Source organism: Paraprevotella sp. (assembly GCF_986071375.1).
The window spans coordinates 103910-120562 of sequence record NZ_CFQRNQ010000011.1 but is presented as its reverse complement, the minus strand read 5'-3'; the positions used below and the strand labels follow the sequence as shown (position 1 = coordinate 120562).

Sequence of the window (16653 nt, the reverse complement as noted above, 5' to 3'; positions counted from 1 at the left end):
TGCAGCGGTGCAATCTCGTTGTCTTCTGTCGCTGACTGGTAACCGGGCTTCTGCTGATCGGTCTCAACCCCTGAAGCAACTCTCGCATATTGTTTGGTATGGAGTATTCTCCGACTAATACCCCCTCTACGCATCGATTCATCGGAATGGGATGACCCTCCCACGAAAGTTAAGCAAACTCACTTTCCCCTTTTTAGGAAAGAGCACCTTTTGGTCATGGCTTGCCATAAATGCATTGCATTTGCAAAGTTACAACATTATTCTGTAAATCAATATATCAATGGAATATATTTGAGTTTATTTGACTGTAATGTGTCGCCACGCGAACAAAAACTTTGAGTAAAGATACTACAGGATTGCATGAAGCATCACTGAAATTCTATAAGTAAACACGTCCAACTCAAACAGTTTGTTTACGCATTGTTTACGCAGACAAAGAAAAAAGCACTTGCGATTTCTCGTAAGTGCTTGATTTTAAGAGTGGACCAGCCTGGGCTTGAACCAGGGACCTCCAGATTATGAGTCTGTTGCTCTAACCAACTGAGCTACAAGTCCGAAACAACTTCTTTCTGAAATTGCATTGCAAAAGTAATATGATTTATTGAGATATGCAAACAATAAAGGTAAAAAATGGGGGGAAAGCTTTCAATATTGCCGGAACTATTGTATTTTCGCGTCGTGGAATGATGTATGAAACAGAAATCGTATATAATTAAAGGTAAAGATGAGTACAAAAGAGACAGATTGGTTGAGTGTCGGTTTGAATGACCGACAAGTGGAAGAGAGCCGTGCCCGTCATGGGAGCAATGAACTGACCCCACCGAAACGCCCTTCAATGTGGAGGCTTTATCTGGAGAAATTCCAGGATCCCGTAATACAGATATTGTTGGTAGCTGCCTTGCTGTCTTTTGTAGTCGCTTTTGTGGAAAATGAATTTGCAGAGACCATAGGAATCGTGTGTGCCATATTGTTGGCCACGGGCATCGGTTTTTATTTTGAGTACGATGCCGCCCGTAAATTTGATGTGTTGAATGCTTTGGGGAGCGAGGCCCTTGTGCGGGTTGTACGGAACGGACAGGTGTGTGAAGTTACACGCAAGGAGCTTGTGGTGGGAGACATCATCATGTTGGACACCGGAGACGAGATACCTGCCGATGCCGAGTTGTTGAAGGCTGAAAGTTTGCAGGTGAATGAATCGAATCTGACGGGAGAACCGGTTACGCGGAAAAGTACGGACCATTCGGATTTTGATAAAAATGCCCCGTATGCCACGAATCGATTGATGCGTGGCACGACCATTGTAGAGGGAAGTGCTGCGGCCCGTGTGATCGCTGTGGGCGACCATACGGAGATTGGCCAGGTAGCTCGCGAAGCGACCGTGCTGACCGGTGAAAAGACACCATTGAACAAGCAGTTGGACCGTTTGGCCGGTTTCATTAGTAAGATAGGGTATACTGTGGCATTCCTTACGTTTACGATATTTACGGTACATGGTTTGATGGAATATATTCCCAAGGTAGGTGTGTGGGGGAGTGAAAACTATTGGCATGTGTTTGGGATGGTGCTGAATAATTTCATGATGGCTGTGACGCTGATTGTCATGGCTGTTCCCGAGGGATTGCCGATGGCTGTGACGTTAAGTCTGGCATTGAATATGCGTCGTATGCTGAAAACCAATAATTTGGTACGTAAGATGCATGCTTGCGAGACGATGGGGGCCATTACGGTAATTTGTACGGACAAGACTGGCACATTGACACAAAATCGCATGACCGTGTCGCAAATGCTGATGCAAGATGAGAATTCGGCACTCTTGGATGAAGCTATCGCATGCAATACGACAGCCTTTTTAAATGAATCCCGTACGGAAGGGTTGGGAAATCCCACGGAGGTGGCTTTGTTGCTTTGGATGCAAGGACGTGGTTCGGATTATATGAAGGTGCGCCAAGAGGTGGAAGAGGTGGCTCGTCTGCCTTTCTCTTCAGAGCGGAAATATATGGCTACGGTAGTGAATTCCTCCGTGTTGGGCCGAAAGGTTGTATATGTGAAAGGGGCACCCGAAATTGTTTTGGGACTTTGCCGGGGTTTATCGGAAGAGCAAATTGCCGGATATCACGTCCAACTGAAAGACTGGCAGATGCATGCGCAGCGTACTTTGTTGTTGGCTTATAAGGAAGTGGCGGATACGGAAGATGATTGTGCGGCTTTGGTACAATCCGGCGGGTTGACCTTGTTGGGCTTGGCGGCTATTAGTGACCCTGTGCGCCCGGAAGTGCCCCAGGCCGTGGAGAACTGCTTGAAGGCCGGAGTGCAAATCAAGGTCGTGACGGGCGACAGCACGGGTACCGCTGTGGAAATAGCCCGTCAAATCGGTTTGTGGAAAGAAGGGGATGACGAAAAGAAGAATTGCATGCGGGGCGTTGACTTTGCTGCGTTGAGCGATGAAGAAGCCCTGCAACGTATCAAGGATTTGAAGGTGATGAGCCGTGCCCGTCCGTTGGACAAGCAACGGCTAGTGAAGTTGTTGCAGACGGAGGGAGAAGTCGTGGCTGTGACCGGCGATGGGACGAACGATGCTCCGGCGTTGAACTTTGCCCAAGTCGGCTTGTCGATGGGGTCGGGGACTTCGGTGGCCAAGGAAGCCAGTGACATTACATTGCTTGATGATTCGTTCCGTAGTATTGTCACGGCTGTCATGTGGGGGCGTTCGTTGTATAAGAATATCCAACGTTTTGTCATGTTCCAGTTGACTATTAATTTCACCGCTTTGTTGGTCGTGCTTATCGGTGCGTTCATGGGAACGACTCTTCCGTTGACCGTTACCCAAATGTTGTGGGTGAATATCATCATGGACACTTTTGCGGCTTTGGCTTTGGCATCGTTGCCGGCTGACCCGAACGTGATGAATGAGAGGCCTCGTCCTGTAGGGCAATTCATTATCACCCGTCCGATATGGACGTCGATATTGGGTTATGGGATGGCCTTTGTCGGGTTCTTGTTGGCCATGCTTCTCCGTATAGAAACCACGGGAGGAATGGATGTGTATGAACTGACCGTGTTTTTCACATTCTTTGTCTTGTTGCAGTTCTGGAATTTGTTGAATGCAAAGACCTATTCTACGACAGATTCGGCTTTCAAGCATCTTTCCCGGTGCGTCGGCGTGTTGACCGTATTATGCCTTATCCTGTGTGGCCAGTGGTTGATTGTACAGTTCGGCGGACCGGTATTCCGCACTGTACCTTTGGCGGCCGGGGACTGGGGAATATTGCTTGCTGTAAGCTCTCTTGTATTATGGGTCGGAGAGGCAGGCCGTTTCTTCAAAAGGCTTTGCCGGAAAAAAGCAGAATGAAATGGATAAACGGATAAAAAATATTATTTTCGATTTCGGCGGTATTATCGTGGATTTGGACAAGCAGGCAGCGGTTCATGCTTTCGAGGCGTTGGGTTTTGAAGCCCGTGCTTATATCAATGATTATGTGCAGGACGGAGTGTTTGCCTTGATGGAAACCGGAGATATGTCACCGGATGAGTTTTGCACTTATGTGCGGAAGAAAGTCGGGGCAGATGTGAAAGATGAAGAAATCTTTCGGGCTTGGAATAAGATGTTGGTCGGGATTCCGGCTCGTCGCATGCAAACCATCCGTAATCTGCGGACGGATTACCGCACTTATATGCTCAGCAACACGAATGCTATGCACTGGGCATATTCATGCCGTGAATTGATGGCTTCTACGGGGCTGGAGATGGAAGATTGTTTCGACCGCATATTCCTATCCTTCCAGATGCATCTGGCCAAACCGGACGAACGGATATTCCGTAAGGTGTTGTCGGAAGCCGGGTTGAAGCCGGAAGAGACATTGTTTGTCGATGACTCTTCCGAAAATTGCAGGACGGCAGAGAGTTTGGGTATACAGGTGTTCCATTCCCGGCAGCCGGAAGATTGGTTCGGTTTGTTGGAGTAATGACGAAGGAGAATGAAGTTTATCACGCTTACTGACCCCTTGCCTTATCAGGCTTGTGTCGCCACGATTGGTTTTTTCGATGGCGTGCACCGGGGGCATCGCTTTTTGATACGGCAGTTGACCCGTTATGCCGTCGGGCACGATTTGGCTTCTTTGCTGGTCACTTTCCGTACGCATCCGCGTCAAGTCATGCAAGCCGCTTATCAGCCTCAGTTGCTGACCACGTATGACGAGAAATGCGGGCAGTTGGCTACGACGGGAGCGGATTATTGCCTGACGTTGGATTTCACCACGGCATTGGCAGCTTTGTCGGCCCGTCGCTTTATGGCTGAAATACTGAAAGAGAAGTTATCTGTAAAGGTCCTGGTTATCGGATACGACCATCGTTTCGGACATGACCGTTCGGAGGGATTTGCGGAATATGTGGAATATGGACGGGAATTGGGGATGGAAGTCGTTCGTGCGGACGCCTTTGCCATGAGCGAGGTGAACGTAAGTTCGTCTATGGTCAGGGCTTGTCTGGCCGAAGGCGAGGTAGGAATAGCGGCACGTTGCCTGACTCGCCCGTACGAAATTACGGGGCGTGTGGTTCATGGTTTCCACGTAGGGCATGAACTGGGCTTTCCTACGGCGAATATACAGGTAGAGGATTCACAGAAGCTGATTCCGAAAAACGGTGTATATGCCGTTTGGGTCAAAGGAAAAATAGGAGGAGAGGAACACGTTTGGGGCGGAATGTTGAATATCGGTCTTCGGCCGACGATGGAAAACGGTGAGAATCGCACCATAGAAGTACATTTGTTGGATTTTGCCGGGGACTTGTACGGTTGTCGTTTGACGTTGAGTTTCGTCAGGCGTTTGAGAGATGAAAGGAAGTTCAGGAATAAAGGGGAATTGGTTCATCAGCTTCGCGAGGATGAGGCTATGGTGAGAATGATTTTAAACAAGGAGCAATAGCTTGGAAAGGAGATGGGTATGAAACGTACGATTTGTCTGGTGATTATTTTTTTGTTGGCCCAGGTTTTGTCTTCCTTGGTAGTCTTGTTCTTTTTCAATCTTTCGGATTTGCTTCACGAAGGGCGTTTGGATGTGAACGCATTGGCAGCTTCTCCATCGGCCTTGGGGATTTCTCTGTTATTAAACGGGGTTGTGGTATGGGCGGTGATGACTTTGTTGAGATGGACAGACCGTAAAAGTTTCCGTTTCGGGCAAATAAAATGGCCGGTATACGCCGGTGTGGTCTTATGGATGTTGCCCGTCATTTTTATTGTGAACCTGTTATTGGAGACTTTGACATTAGAGGACTTGAATAAGGATGTATTTGCCACGCTTGTGTATAACCCTTGGGGAGTTTTGGCCATTGTTTTAGTCGGGCCTGTTACCGAGGAACTGGTGTTCCGGATGGGAATCCAGCGGCATCTTATCCGGCACAGGATGCGTCCGTGGATGGCCATTTTGCTTTCAGCCTTGATATTCGGAGTCATACATGGCAATCCTGCACAAATACCGGGAGCTGTAGTTTTTGGTTGGGTTTTGGGTTGGTTGTATTGGCGGTCGGGAACGATCTGGATTCCGGTGGCGGCACATGTCTTCAATAATTTTGTGGGTGTTGCCATGATTTGGTGTACAGGAGATTCGGATACGACTTTGGTGGAGTTGTGCGGCGGGGCCGTCGCAGCTTCCGTTTGGGCTTTGGCAGCTGCGGTTTGCGGATATGTGGGTTACCGTTATTTGGACAAGGTGTTCAGTTAGGAAAGGGGTAAATATTAATCCTGTTTATACTAAAAGAAATCAGGATGCACAGCTAAGGAAAAGGCAGTGCGTCCTGATTTCTTTTGGTATAAACCTGTTGGTTACTGGTTCTTTTTCTTCATCACGATGGCATCAATAACCGCTACGGCCGTGATGTTCACGATGTCGCGTACGGAACTTTCGAAGTCGGTGAAATGAATCGGTTTGTTCAATCCCATCTGAATAGGGCCTATCATTTCAATTTCGTCTCCATTCAGGGCCTGGAGTAACTGGTAACCGGCATTGGCCGAACTCAGGTTCGGGAATACCAAGGTGTTGACCTCCTTGCCCTGTAGGCGAGTGAACGGGTACTTACGGTCGCGAAGTTCATTGTTCATGGCGAAGTTCACCTGCATCTCCCCGTCGATGGGTAGGTTCGGGTAGTTCTCCTGCATATACTCTACGGCTTTATGGATGCTGGCCGGGCTTCCGCATGTGTCCGTCCCGAAATTGGAATAGGACAACATGGCGATGACCGGTTCGTGATTGAAGAAACGCACGGTCTTTTCGGATAGCCGTGCAATGTCTATCATCGTTTCCGTGTCGGGATGGCGGTTGATAAGCGTGTCTGCCAGGAAGTACGTACCTTTCTTACTGTTCATGATGTGCATGGTACCGAAATGGTTGTATTCCGGTTGTATGCCGATGACTTCTTTGGCAACCTTGATGGTGTTGGAGTATTTGGTATACACGCCCGTGATGAATGCGTCCGCTTCGCCAGTCTCTACCATCATCATGCCGAAATAGTTACGCTCGAACATCTTGTCGTTGGCTTCCTCGAATGTATAACCTTCGCGGGCTTTCTTCTCGGCCAATATCTTGGCATAACGTTCGCGGCGTTCAGCTTCGCGGTCGTGGCGCAGGTTAACGATTTCGATGCCTTCCAGGCTGAGGTCGAGTTCTTTCGCCAATTTCTCGATACGCTCGTCGTTACCCAACAGGATAGGATGGCAGATGCCTTCAGCCTTGGCCTCTACGGCGGCTTTCAGCATGTTGGGATGGATACCCTCGGCAAACACTACGCGTTGGGGATTGCGGCGGGCCGTATCTCTCAACTGGCGGGTCAGTTTCGACTCATATCCCATCAGTTCCTTCAAGTGGAGGGTGTAAGCGTCCCAGTTTTCGATGGGCTTGCGGGCCACTCCGCTTTCCATGGCGGCTTTGGCCACAGCCATGGACACCTCGGTGATGAGGCGCGGGTCTACCGGTTTCGGAATGAAATATGAAGGGCCGAAGGTGAGGTTGTTCACGTGGTAAGCCTCGTTCACTACGTCCGGCACGGGTTGTTTGGCAATGCCTGCGATAGCCCGTACGGCGGCCAGTTTCATTTCTTCGTTGATGGCCGTGGCGCCGGTATCTAACGCGCCACGGAAGATATAAGGGAATCCGATGACGTTGTTAATCTGGTTCGGGTAGTCGGAACGTCCAGTAGCCATCAACACGTCGGGACGCGAATCCATGGCATCCTCATACGAGATTTCGGGTACCGGGTTAGCCAATGCAAACACGATGGGTGACGGAGCCATGCTGCGTACCATGTCCTTGCTCAACACATTGCCGCGTGACAAACCAAGGAATACGTCGGCACCCTTGATGGCTTCTTCCAACGTATGGATGTCCGTACGACTGGTGGCGAAGTAACGCTTCTGCTCGTTCAGGTCGGTACGGTCTTTTGAAATCACACCCTTGCTGTCCAACATGACGATGTTTTCCAACCGTGCGCCGAGCGATACATACAGTTTTGTGCATGATACGGCCGAAGCCCCGGCTCCGTTCACAACGATTCTCACGTCTTCGATTTTCTTTCCTGCCACTTCCAACGCATTCAACAGTCCGGCACTGGAGATGATGGCCGTACCGTGTTGGTCGTCGTGCATGACGGGGATGTCGAGTTCTTCTTTCAAGCGGCGTTCGATTTCAAAGCATTCGGGTGCCTTAATGTCTTCCAGATTGATGCCGCCGAAAGTCGGGGCAATAGCTTTTACGGCCTGAATGAACTTTTCGGGGTCTTTTTCGTTTACCTCGATGTCAAACACATCAATGCCTGAGTATATCTTGAAAAGTAGTCCTTTTCCTTCCATTACCGGTTTGCCGGCCAATGCACCGATGTCGCCCAATCCGAGGACAGCAGTACCATTGGAAATTACGGCTACAAGATTTCCTTTGGCTGTATAGCGGTAGGCATCCTGCGGGTTCTTTTCTATTTCGAGACAGGGTTCTGCCACGCCGGGCGAATAAGCCAGTGAAAGGTCCGTTTGTGTACTGTGGGGCTTGGTAGGCACCACTTCGATTTTTCCAGGCTTGCCTTGTTCATGATAGCGCAAAGCCATTTCTTTGGTTATTTTTGCCATTTTGTTATGATTTGGAATATATTCTTTCGCTAATACCGGACAAAGATACTAATAAAATTATATTTTGACGTGTTACAATCGCGTTTTTCATTATATTGTAAGCTCTTTGCTGCAAAACCAAAAGAAAATGATACCTTTGTAAACTATAAAAAGGAAAGAAAGCATGCTAATTAGAATTTATCCGGAAAATCCGAACCCCCGTGAGATGGTCAAGGCCCTCAAAATGCTGAGAGACGGTGAGTTGATTATTTATCCTACCGACACGGTATATGCCATAGGATGCGATGCCCTGAACGTACGGGCGGTGGAGAGGATTTGTGCACTGAAGGGAGTGAATCCACAGAAGAGCAACTTGTCGATTATTTGCTATGACTTGTCCAACATCAGCGAATATGCGCAAGTCAGCAATGCTGCTTTCAAACTTTTGAAGAAAAACTTGCCGGGGCCGTTCACGTTCATTCTGCCCACGAGCAGCCGGCTTCCTAAAATATATAAGAATAAGAAAGAGGTGGGTATCCGTGTGCCGGACAATAGTATTGCGCGTGGATTGGTGGAGGGATTGGGGAATCCACTCCTCACGATGTCGGTGCATGATGAGGACGAGATTATCGAATACTCTATCGATCCTGAGTTGATTCATGAGAAATACGAAGGCCGTGTGGCTTTGGTCATTGACGGGGGATATGGAGGTAGCGAGGCTTCAACGGTGGTGGACTGTGTGGACGATGCTTTCGAAATTGTCCGGCAAGGCAAAGGAGAACTTTTGTTTTAGAAAGTCATACTTTTACGGAATTGTTGGGGGGATAGTCCGGTTTGTTTTCGGAAAAAGGTACCGAAGTAAGATGCGTTGGGGAAGTGTAGGTCATTGGAGATTTCCTGGATGTTCTTTTGGGTATTTTTGAGCAGTGAAATGCTTTTGCAGATAATGGACTTGAATACGAGTTCTTGTACGGTGTATCCACAAATAGATTTAGATAATGCGGAAAGGTATTTAGGGGACAAGCATAATTTGTCAGCGTAAAAATCCACGCTTCTTTTTCGGGTGTAATGTTGTTCTATGAGTTGGATGAGGCGCATGAATATTTCGTTTTTGTGACCGATAGAATCTAATTTGGCGACAAGTTTACGATTGTAGATGGAACAGAGGCGATGGGTCAGGGCTAATAAAAGCAGTTTTTGTTCATAAAGGTTGAATGAATCGTTTTCAGTGTGCAGGGTACTATTGAGCAGGTGCATATAGCGGATAACTTCAGCTTCTTCTCCAGTATTCCAGACATAGCAGGGTTCCGGCACGAATTTCATGTAGAGGTACATGGATACGACTAAGTTTCCCATGATGTTACGAAGCGTATCTGTTTTGTAGATGAGGATGAAAATCTTCAAGTCATTGGTGGACTGTAATGCGCGGAAAGTTGAATTCTCCGGGATGAAGAGCGTCTCGCCTGCTTGTGCTTGAAAGTCTTTTTGGTTCAGTGAAAATGAAAAATGTCCTTGCAGGCATACAATTAACCCGACTCCGTTTGTTTCAAACGAGGTCTTTAAAATCGGGGGGAAATCAGTGAGAAATCCTTCCGAACTGCAAATGTTATGTCCTGCAGTTAAGCTGCGGTTTAGTTGGACTAAACGTTCTTTATGGTTTTCCATACATGGCTTGCTAAACTTTTCGCTAAGTTAGCAATTTTCGTTTGGGATACGGTATGATTAAGGTGAAAATTGTGCAGAAAAGGCAAGCATAGAGTGTCCCCCCCGCCATTTCTTTGACGGCCGAAAGTGTGGCTTGTACCTGAATGCGGCCTTTGGTGGAAGTTGCCGCCATATTGATAGCTTCCGCTTTGCTTTTCCCTTGGTAGTACATTCCCTGAAGTGTGCCGTTGAACGAGGTAGAGGCATCTGGATTTAGCATGTCTACGTTTTGAGCGTAACGTGTAATGTAATGTTGTTGCCGTTCTTGTAGCAAATTGCTGTAGACAGCTCCCCCTATGCTAGGTGCTAACACCATCCGTACGGTGAGCATTGTGCAAATCCACGTGGACAAGTATTTGTAGGGCATACGTTGGGTGGCATACGTTGGGATGAGGGAGTATAGCATCATCATTCCAGTGGAGCGTATGATGACGGGGTATTTCATCCGTTCGTATAGTCCGGCGCTTTGAACCTCGAAATACATGAACATGGCTGAAAGTCCGAGTAAGAGGAAACCTCCGGCAAACAGGTATTTGAAGTGCACGCCTTTTACGCTCAGCCCGATGGTGAGCAGGCCGCCGATGGCGTAACCCGCCATGCACCAGTTGCCTAACGTGGCGTTTTGCCAATTGTCCAATTTCATGCCGATGCCGGTGAATACGTTGACAAACATGGCACTGGAGTTAAGGAACATGAGCAGAAAATAGAAAAGGATGCCCATACGGATGGTGCGCAGGCGCAATACTCCCAAGATATAATAGGGATTGCGGTGCATGCTTTCCAAATATATGAATAGTCCGGCTGATATTACTCCCCCCACTGTGGCCCAACGGATGGTCGGGTCGTCATACCAATCCAAGACTTTCCCGTAGGTCATGATGTAGGTGAAGCACAGCAGCATGGTGCAGAGTACAGTTGCATTGCCGAACTGTCTCATGTTGATGGGGAAGCGGTGGCTTTGGAACTTGTGATAGGGCATGGTGATGAAAATCACCAAGATGCTAAGCAACAGCATACCCATCATGAAGTAGTAGACATATTGCCATTCGTATTCAAAAGCCATCCAAGCAGTGATAGAGGTGCCAATCTGTCCCAAAATCATGAAGAACAAATAGATTGCAGGTTGGGCGGCACTACGTTCAATGTCAAGTTTGTCCCAACCGTTTGCTGTTTCGGGTTCCATGCCCGGGGTGATTTTGAGATAAGCTTCAATGCCTCCTGCGTAAAGAATCAGTGTGAATAGGTTAACCATCATAAGTACCATGCGTAGGAATCCCATGAGCAGGCTGCACAAGGCTAATAAAAATACACTGTCGGTCTTGGCGCAGATGAAACTGAAGATATACATGAGCGAGAAGCCGGCGAGGCACATCATTTTCTCACGTCGGATGAGGACCAGGCGGTAAAGGAAAGGTGCAAAGGCGGCCATGCCGATAGAGGTGGCAAAGTTGGTGAATTGGATGTGTTCGGAGATAATGCCTAATCCGCTCATCATTTCGGTACTGTTGACAGAGTATACTCCTCCTGCCGTGAGAATGGGTAGGAACAATAATACCAAAATGAGGATACCGAGAGGTTTGGGTACCCAATTATAGAACGGATAATTTTTCGGATAAGAAGGCATAGGCTCAGAATTTAGCTTTTACGATGACCATCATGCCGGCCGCCAGTTTTTCGTTGTCTTCTTTCGATAAGTTGGTGAAGTCTATCCGGACCGGAATCCTTTGTTGTATTTTCACGAAGTTGCCGGCTGAGTTGTCCGTCGGAACCAAAGAATACTTGGAGCCGGTGGCACCGGATATGGCGGTGATTTTACCGCTGAAAGTCTTTTGGCTCACTGCATCTACCGTGATGGAAACTTCTTGTCCGACCGAGAGGTTTTCTATTTGCGTTTCTTTGTAGTTGGCGACGACCCATTTTTGCGTATCAGGCAAGATATAGGTAATTGTCTGTCCGGCACTGATATATTGCCCTTCTTCCAAGGCCCTACGTCCCAATTTCCCGTCACACGGGGCTACGACTACGGTATAGGAAAGGTTCAATTTGGCCATTTCTAATGCGGCTGTGGCTCGTTGTATCGCCGCTTCTGCGCTTTGGCGGCGGTGCGATACTTCGTTCACGCCGGAGAGGGCGGCCATGCGTTGGCGTTTGGTAGCTTCCAATTTTTTGCGGGTAGCCTCATATTCGGTCTCAATCTGTTCCAATTGGATGGGGGTGGCGGCATTACGTTTTACCAAATTTTCATAGCGTTGGCGGTCTTTTTCCAATTTGGCCAGACGGATTTCTATTTCCGAAATGGATGCGTCATATACGGAAGCGGTGTTTTGGGTGGTCTGTAAGCTTGCTCCGATGATGGTTTGTCCGGCTAAGGCGTCTTTTAGTGCGGCTTCGGCTTCCATTACTCTGATTTTATATTCACGGTCGTCCAAAACCAATAGCGTATCGCCTTTGTGTACGTCTTGGTGTTCGGTGAAATAGATTCTTTTGATATATCCCGATGCGCGTAGGTTTACGGGGGATATATATTGTTCGATTTGTGCGTCGTTGCTAGTTTCCGTGTGTTTGTATCCGATGAAGAGGAAAATGACTTCGATGACCCCCCAAACCATGACGGCAATACCCAACAGGCTGACGGCAATTTGCCAACGTCTCACTTTTCTTAGTTTTTGGGCTTTTTCCTGATGAGTCCCAGTTGTCTTGTTCGTATCTGTTGCTTCCATTTTTACAATAGGGTTTATGTTTTTTATTTAACTAAGGAGTCCAATTGTCCGCTCAGTTTCATGAGCGTGAGCCGGGTAATCCGGTAGTTGTAATGTGCGCTGATATAGTTGTTTTGTGCTTCGCTCATCCGCATCTCGTCTTGTAGGACTTCTGTCATGGAAGCGATGCCTTCCCGATAGCGGTCGGAGGTGACTTCGTAAACATCTTCGGCCAACAAGTAGTTGTCTCTTTGTTTTTTGAAATTACGTTGATTGTTCAGCAGGTCACTGGTGGCGTTCAGGTACTGGGTTTGCAAGTTTTTCCGTGTGTCTTCTTGGGTAAGTTTGATGTTTTCAATATCCAAGAGGGCTTTACGTTTCTTGTAACGTTTGTCCAAACCGTCAAAAATGGGCACACGTAATGAGAGCCCCAGGCTCAGGGCATCGTACCAGTGGTTGGACGGGCCAGAGTGAAACCAATGGTAGCCTTTGTCTGTATATGCTGAATACATCCAGCTTCCGCTCAGGCTAAGTGAAGGTATATAGCCGTGGTTGATTATTTTTTTCTGTTGCTCTGCCAGGCGTTCTTGGGATTGTAGCATTCGGAGTTCGTATAAGTCTTCAGACAGGCCGTTGAACGAGTCTTGTGAAATCGTTTCGGTGTTGGCCGGGACTAATGCAATTTCTTTTTCTTCCGGATAGTCGAGAATGTATTTCAGCATGTTGAGCTGTTGGATTAACATGGCTTGTGCGTTGTCATATTGCACTTGAAGGTTCTCTAAGTTGATATTGACGCGTTTGACATCTACGTCCAATGCCATGTCATTGTCGTAAAAGGCTTGTGTGATGTCTCTCAGTTCTTCCAATCGTGCGATATTGGCCTTGATGAGTGAAATCTGTTCCGTTGTGGTTTGTCCCAGATAATATATTTTGCAGATTTGCATGATGAGGTCTTCGCGTGCTTTTCCGTATGATAAGCGGCTAATCTCATCCATGGTTTTAGCGATGGATACGGCTGTATAGACCGTTTGGTTGTAGAGGGGCATTTGTAATTGTACGCCCGCATTGGCACTGTATTGCAGGGTGTGGGTCACGTTATAGGGTACACCGTACGATGAGCCGTCCGTTACGGAAACCGGAGGTCGCGGGTTGTCGTTGAAATTTGCGAATCCGTTGATTTGCGGCAAGAGTTTAGCCCGGTTTTCAGAGATGCCGTACTGGCTTTTCCGGATTTCGTTCCGTCTGTTTTGTAAGGACAAGTTGTTTTCGATGCCCCATTGCAGGCAACGTTCTAATGTCAGGGTCTCTTGTGAGTTCCCTTTGGCAATAGGCAGGCAAAATATAGAAAATATGAACAATAGCCTTTTCATGATGTTTCCCCTATGTTTGTCGCAAAGTTAGCGGCTTATGGATAAACAGGGGTATTCATAAATAGGTCTTTTATGTTCATATTTACCTTTTCTTGTTCAGCCTTATACCTATTATATAATAGTGTGGGATATGGCGAAGTATTTCGGCTTTCATTTCCGGGTCTATTTCGTTTTCACCGCAGAAACGGAAGAAGGTCGTGCCCGGTTCAGCCCATGCCGAGCCATATAGCAAGAGGGGTATTTTCATTTCATCGGCTGTTTGTATGGCATGGAAGGCAAATGGTCGTGTATGGTAGCTGTAGAAATCCCGTCCGTCGGCAGGATGTAAGGTGAATCTGAAACCTTGCGTGCCGACGTTGGGGCAAGATATGCGGATTTCTGCAGTGGAATCGTTCTTTTCATCTTGTCGTATATAAATGGAAATCTCCTTGATGTTGTCCCACTCTTTTTCCCCGTTAGGGATTTTGTAGGCCTTTCGGAAACCTTCCTTGTGTTCTTCCGGTATTTCGTCTAAAGAGCAGATATTCTTTCCCAAATCAAAGTGGTGTGTTCTGCCTGTTTTTTGGTGGTTTTTATATTCATCCACGTAGATTTCCATTTGATATGTGGCATCGAGGAACTGGCTCACATCGAAACGGTGTATGTGGATGTCCATGTCTTCGAGCACATTGAGTACATCCTGCAATTGAGTTTCCATGTGCTTTACTGTATGTGTGGTTTGAGCTTGTATGGTGGTAAATAAAGACATACATAGCAATCCAACAGATAAAAATCTTTTCATATTTTAAATTTTATGTGATATCCTTTATTTTTCTAATTCTTCTATTAGCGTCTTTATCATCAAACTGTGGTCGCGGAAGTCGTTACGCAGCTTGTATGCCCCCGACTTGTCCACCAACACGTAGGAGGGGATGCCGTCTATCTTGAATTTGTCACACAGATAGTTCCATTGTTCCTGGTTCAGGCGGTAGTGCAAGCCTTGGATGTCCGGAATCATGGTCTTGTATTTCACGATGGGAGAGGTCTCGTTGGCAATGTAAACCCATACGAGGTTGTCACTTTTCAGGTTGGAGGACTTGAGCGGTTCGTTGGCTTGGATGGCCGCACGGCACGGGCCGCACCATGTATTCCAGAAGTCTACAATCACAACTTTGCCTTTGTAGGGCGCGATGAGGGCGTCGAACAACCGTTCTTTGGGCACGTCGGGCGTGGTTTCCACTTTCGACTTGGCTTCCACTGCGGCCAGTTCGTCTTTGGCCTTCTTTTGCATGAGGGTGAACGCTTCGAGGTAGAACGGGTTGTCCATGGCTTTCATTTGGGCAAAGTCCGCATCGGTGAGCGCGACATTCTCCGCTTTGGCTGGGTAACCGGCGATTTGGCGCAAGTCCTTTACCAGTCCTTTTGGGATACCGGCCAGTTGCGGCCAGTCGAAAGAGGATGAACTGGCGGCACGCACATAGTCCGAAAGGTAGATTCCCATCAAGAGTTTGGAATCGTTGATGTCAAACAGTTGGCAGATGGTCTTGGCATCCTCCGGTTTCAGCGGTTCGATACCTTCCACTTTGAAGTTGTAATCCCATTGATGGTTTATGTATCGGTAGTTATGTTCGCGCAGGTAATTGCCTTGTGCCATGGCCGAGAAGGCATCCTGTCGAAGAGCGAGCAGTTTCATTTCCTTTTTGAGCGGAGAAAGGTTGCTTTGGGCGATGCTGTCTTCGAGAGCCTTGTAGGTGTCCACGACATGGGCGGCATATTCGGCCGAGGTCATGCGGTAGTCTGCAAATTCTCCAGTAAGCAAGTTCATGCTATAATAAGGACTGTTGTCTAATTGGTTGTCGACGTTATTCAGGTTGGCATACGTGCCCGAGGAATAGAGTCGTTGGAAAGTAGCCGGATATGTCGTTTTTTTCTTTTCCTCACGGCGGAGCGAAAGGTAATACCCCAATACACGCATGTCCACATATAGTTCGGTCGTTTCGCCTGGAGCTAACCATGCGCTTCCTGCCATACTGTTGTTGAGGACTACGGCTGCTTGCACCGTTCCGCATTGCAGGAAGCTGAACGAAGCCTTGCCCGTTTCGGGGTCGACGGTTGCCGTATAAGGCTGTTGCGTCCCGAAGAGGGTGTTGACATAGAGGTTGGCCTCTTTGCCTAATTCCGGACGATAATGCAGGAAATGGACGTTGACGGTCGTGGTGCCCGTTTTGAAAATCGGTTCGGGCACTTCCGCATCCCAGTCGACCAACCGCAAGCTTTCGGGTACGTTATCTGGTATGTCGAATGTTTTTTTCCCCGTCAGGTCTATCCCGAAGAGCTTGAAACAGTCCTCGCAGTCGGATTCGATAAAGTCGAATGATGTCGTGCCGGAAGGGAGCGGCTCGAAGCAGAGGGTAAATGAAGCTTCGCCCGATTCGGGCATCCAGAAAAGTGAGTCCGGAGTGATTCCCTCGGCACCGGTCAGCATATACCGTTTTCCTCCGGCTTGCAGGTACGACTCCGAAGAAATGCGAATCCAGTTGTGGGGACGGTAATACGCGTCGGTGTGCAGGATGGTAGCTGAGTCCGTCAGTTCCACCTTTGCAATGTCAAGTGCGTTGGTATTGGCCGTTTCAATCAAAGGGTATTCCACTGCTTTGTTGTTCGGGCCACAGGACGTGAGCCATGCCAAGAGGGTCAGTACGCCCGCTCCGGTTCTCCACTTGGGAGCATGCATAAAGAAATGATTCATGATATTGATGTTTAAAAAGGGGATGCCCTTTTGGATAATCAGGCATCCCCCGGTTAATATTTTCAGGTA

General features: G+C 47.9%; 12 protein-coding genes and 1 tRNA gene. 5 read left to right on the top strand and 8 right to left on the bottom strand.

Annotation, left to right across the window (positions count from 1 at the left end; translation table 11 throughout):
* Nucleotides 1-481 precede the first annotated feature (481 nt).
* Nucleotides 482-555 (bottom strand) — tRNA-Ile (locus tag AC5RDV_RS07755).
* 169 nt (nucleotides 556-724) lie between these two features.
* Between AC5RDV_RS07755 and AC5RDV_RS07750 the strand changes: the two genes are divergently transcribed.
* Genes AC5RDV_RS07750 through AC5RDV_RS07735 form a run of 4 tightly spaced genes read left to right on the top strand, consistent with a single transcriptional unit; the run spans nucleotide 725 to nucleotide 5714 of the window.
* On the top strand, nucleotides 725-3349 hold the full coding sequence (locus tag AC5RDV_RS07750; protein ID WP_282747911.1) for a calcium-translocating P-type ATPase, PMCA-type: 2625 nt from the start codon (nucleotides 725-727) through the stop codon (nucleotides 3347-3349).
* A 1-nt stretch (nucleotide 3350) separates the two neighbouring features.
* Nucleotides 3351-3962, top strand: a complete 612-nt coding sequence (locus tag AC5RDV_RS07745) for an HAD family hydrolase (protein WP_008627184.1) — start codon at nucleotides 3351-3353, stop codon at nucleotides 3960-3962.
* Between the two features lie 12 nt (nucleotides 3963-3974).
* Nucleotides 3975-4919, top strand: coding sequence for a riboflavin biosynthesis protein RibF (gene ribF, locus AC5RDV_RS07740; RefSeq protein WP_130893923.1), 945 nt, complete (start codon nucleotides 3975-3977; stop codon nucleotides 4917-4919).
* An 18-nt stretch (nucleotides 4920-4937) separates the two neighbouring features.
* Nucleotides 4938-5714: a CPBP family intramembrane glutamic endopeptidase gene (locus AC5RDV_RS07735; protein WP_040602831.1), complete on the top strand. Its 777-nt coding sequence runs from the start codon at nucleotides 4938-4940 to the stop codon at nucleotides 5712-5714.
* 101 nt (nucleotides 5715-5815) lie between these two features.
* Here AC5RDV_RS07735 and AC5RDV_RS07730 read toward each other — a convergent pair whose 3' ends face one another.
* The gene (locus tag AC5RDV_RS07730) at nucleotides 5816-8104 is read right to left on the bottom strand and encodes an NADP-dependent malic enzyme (RefSeq protein WP_130893924.1); all 2289 of its coding nucleotides are present in this window, start codon (nucleotides 8102-8104) and stop codon (nucleotides 5816-5818) included.
* Between the two features lie 163 nt (nucleotides 8105-8267).
* Between AC5RDV_RS07730 and AC5RDV_RS07725 the strand changes: the two genes are divergently transcribed.
* On the top strand, nucleotides 8268-8876 hold the full coding sequence (locus AC5RDV_RS07725; RefSeq protein ID WP_282747912.1) for an L-threonylcarbamoyladenylate synthase: 609 nt from the start codon (nucleotides 8268-8270) through the stop codon (nucleotides 8874-8876).
* Here AC5RDV_RS07725 and AC5RDV_RS07720 read toward each other — a convergent pair.
* From AC5RDV_RS07720 to AC5RDV_RS07695, 6 genes are all read right to left on the bottom strand, one after another.
* Nucleotides 8873-9748, bottom strand: a complete 876-nt coding sequence (locus AC5RDV_RS07720; protein ID WP_130893925.1) for an AraC family transcriptional regulator — start codon at nucleotides 9746-9748, stop codon at nucleotides 8873-8875. The two genes, AC5RDV_RS07725 and AC5RDV_RS07720, sit on opposite strands and share 4 nt — an antisense overlap.
* A gap of 22 nt (nucleotides 9749-9770) precedes the next feature.
* Nucleotides 9771-11411, bottom strand: coding sequence for an MFS transporter (locus AC5RDV_RS07715; protein ID WP_494222151.1), 1641 nt, complete (start codon nucleotides 11409-11411; stop codon nucleotides 9771-9773).
* Between the two features lie 4 nt (nucleotides 11412-11415).
* On the bottom strand, nucleotides 11416-12507 hold the full coding sequence (locus AC5RDV_RS07710; protein WP_008627193.1) for an HlyD family secretion protein: 1092 nt from the start codon (nucleotides 12505-12507) through the stop codon (nucleotides 11416-11418).
* Nucleotides 12508-12530: 23 nt separating this feature from the next.
* Entirely contained in the window at nucleotides 12531-13856 is a 1326-nt protein-coding gene (locus AC5RDV_RS07705) for a TolC family protein (protein WP_130893927.1), read from the bottom strand.
* An 82-nt stretch (nucleotides 13857-13938) separates the two neighbouring features.
* The gene (locus AC5RDV_RS07700) at nucleotides 13939-14604 is read right to left on the bottom strand and encodes a DUF5041 domain-containing protein (RefSeq protein ID WP_472825662.1); all 666 of its coding nucleotides are present in this window, start codon (nucleotides 14602-14604) and stop codon (nucleotides 13939-13941) included.
* A 57-nt stretch (nucleotides 14605-14661) separates the two neighbouring features.
* Complete coding sequence (locus AC5RDV_RS07695) at nucleotides 14662-16584, bottom strand: TlpA family protein disulfide reductase (protein ID WP_282747913.1); 1923 nt, start codon at nucleotides 16582-16584, stop codon at nucleotides 14662-14664.
* Nucleotides 16585-16653 lie beyond the last annotated feature (69 nt).

What these genes read in the sequence shown, in the direction of transcription:
- AC5RDV_RS07750 (WP_282747911.1), top strand. Translation starts at nt 725, where the DNA reads ATGAGTACAAAAGAGACAGATTGGTTGAGTGTCGGTTTGAATGACCGA.
- AC5RDV_RS07745 (WP_008627184.1), top strand. Translation starts at nt 3,351, where the DNA reads ATGGATAAACGGATAAAAAATATTATTTTCGATTTCGGCGGTATTATC.
- ribF (WP_130893923.1), top strand. Translation starts at nt 3,975, where the DNA reads ATGAAGTTTATCACGCTTACTGACCCCTTGCCTTATCAGGCTTGTGTC.
- AC5RDV_RS07735 (WP_040602831.1), top strand. Translation starts at nt 4,938, where the DNA reads ATGAAACGTACGATTTGTCTGGTGATTATTTTTTTGTTGGCCCAGGTT.
- AC5RDV_RS07730 (WP_130893924.1), bottom strand. Translation starts at nt 8,104, where the DNA reads ATGGCAAAAATAACCAAAGAAATGGCTTTGCGCTATCATGAACAAGGC.
- AC5RDV_RS07725 (WP_282747912.1), top strand. Translation starts at nt 8,268, where the DNA reads ATGCTAATTAGAATTTATCCGGAAAATCCGAACCCCCGTGAGATGGTC.
- AC5RDV_RS07720 (WP_130893925.1), bottom strand. Translation starts at nt 9,748, where the DNA reads ATGGAAAACCATAAAGAACGTTTAGTCCAACTAAACCGCAGCTTAACT.
- AC5RDV_RS07715 (WP_494222151.1), bottom strand. Translation starts at nt 11,411, where the DNA reads ATGCCTTCTTATCCGAAAAATTATCCGTTCTATAATTGGGTACCCAAA.
- AC5RDV_RS07710 (WP_008627193.1), bottom strand. Translation starts at nt 12,507, where the DNA reads ATGGAAGCAACAGATACGAACAAGACAACTGGGACTCATCAGGAAAAA.
- AC5RDV_RS07705 (WP_130893927.1), bottom strand. Translation starts at nt 13,856, where the DNA reads ATGAAAAGGCTATTGTTCATATTTTCTATATTTTGCCTGCCTATTGCC.
- AC5RDV_RS07700 (WP_472825662.1), bottom strand. Translation starts at nt 14,604, where the DNA reads ATGTCTTTATTTACCACCATACAAGCTCAAACCACACATACAGTAAAG.
- AC5RDV_RS07695 (WP_282747913.1), bottom strand. Translation starts at nt 16,584, where the DNA reads ATGAATCATTTCTTTATGCATGCTCCCAAGTGGAGAACCGGAGCGGGC.